Genomic DNA, 1,811 nt, shown 5'->3' on the forward strand with positions numbered 1-1,811 from the left:
ATTGCGGAATTTATCGGGAGGGGCTGGTTGTCGTCCTTTGACTATGTGTCCATCCGTGCGAACAGCAGGGAACAGCGGCTGGTTGACTCGTTGAAGAAGCGGGGTGCGGACGGGGATTATCAGGTGAAGGAAATGAATGCGGTGCTGAACCGGGAGACCGGTATCCGCCAATTGTATGAGAGCGTCCGTCGATATGCCGCCGGGAAGAAAGGGATAGTCTATGCCGTGAGCATCGCACACGCCCGACAGATTGCGGCTTATTACAGCCTGCATGGCGTGGAGGCTGTTGCTATCGACAGCAGGACCCCCGCTCTGGAACGCAAGGAACTGGTAGAGGATTTCAGGCGGGGAAAGATCAGCGTGTTGGTCAATGTGGATATTTTTTCCGAAGGGTTTGACTGTCCCGATGTGGAGTTCGTGCAGCTGGCACGTCCCACGCTTTCGTTGGCGAAATACCTGCAACAGGTGGGCCGGGGGCTGCGGAAGTCGGATAATAAGGAATCATGTGTGCTGATAGATAATGTGGGATTGCACCGGATATTCGGTCTGCCTGTCCGTGACCGTGACTGGGAGGCGATGTTCGAAGGACGGATGGCGGGAAATGCTCAGCCCCGGACACGGATGGAGAACAACGGGCTGTCTGTGTCCGTTCCGTTGCCGGAGGATGGCAGGCGGAATGAAGAACTGGAGGTCGTGATGACACACAACTGTCTGCTGGATGCTGTCCGGAACGGGGACTTGGTTCGTCTGGGAGAGGACGGTCCGGCCGGTGGGGAGCAACGGACGGCCTTGAAAGCCTGTCGTGACCGGCAGAGTGGTTTGTGGGGCTTGAGGTGCGGGAACAAAATCACAGTGATTCCTCAATACCGGGAAGTATTTGATATTTGTGCAAACCGGGCTGCTGTCCGTTTTAAAGATGGCCGGACAGGGGTAGTGGATAAGTCCGGAGTCCTCATGGTGGTGACAGGCTGTTGCCGGAGATTGAGATTCCTGAAGGGAGAACTTCTTTCTGTCACCAAAGAGGATGGGAGTGACTGTTATACCGATTTGAAGACAAACAGAACTTATCAGGAGAGGCCGGTGGTTTTTTCATACGGCGGCATAGAGTTGCTGCGGGTGGGGGAGACTTTCCATAGCCGCACGCGGAAGGCGTATACCTCTATGCATGGTTTGCACAAAGACAGTCTTTGTTTTTATGGTTTCTACTTGAAGATACCGGATTACCGTGTTCCGAAGTCTTTCCGGCTAGTTGATCCTGTGTGGTCTGCTATATTTGATGTCTTCGCCTGCGTGCTGGAAGGGGATGATGAAGAGGTGTACTGGTGTTGTGGTTGTTTGGCGGATCGGAGCATCGTGGTGATGGACGGGGAAGGAAACTATTATCATGTGGCGAAAGGAAAGGGGAAGCGGTATATAGCTTGTAATGCTCCTAAGGCGGGCGAGGCGGATTTTGCCTCCGTGGTGGAAGGTCTGAGGAAGGAAGCCGGGCGGCGTGCGGAGAGCGTACAGCGGGAACGGCAACAGAATGAGGAAGAGAAAAGGCGGAAGAGGCTGGAGGAAATAAAAGATGTCCTTCCTTTCCGGATGGGGATGAAGTGGGGGCTGAAATGGGGAGATCGTATCGTAGTGCCTCCTTGTTACCGGAATATCTGTGTTCCCGTAGGCGGTTATTGTGCTTTTGAAGGGAATGCCTGCCAGTGGGGAGTAATGGCGCTGGATGGAAAAGTGGTGGTGGAGGCCAGATATCAGAAGGTGGAGATAGAAAAGGATGGAACGGTGCATCTGACCATCATTCCGGGTAAGGTAAAGAC

1 protein-coding gene is annotated in these 1,811 nt (G+C 53.9%); it reads left to right on the forward strand.

Annotated elements, in window-relative coordinates; all coding sequences use genetic code 11:
• On the forward strand, positions 1-1,811 hold a 1,811-nt coding region (locus RE317_RS20885; RefSeq protein ID WP_308821668.1), incomplete at both ends, for a helicase-related protein.

Origin of the sequence: Phocaeicola sp. GP0067 (assembly GCF_031119655.1) — a bacterium.
Taxonomy (GTDB): Bacteria; Bacteroidota; Bacteroidia; order Bacteroidales; family Bacteroidaceae; genus Phocaeicola; species Phocaeicola vulgatus.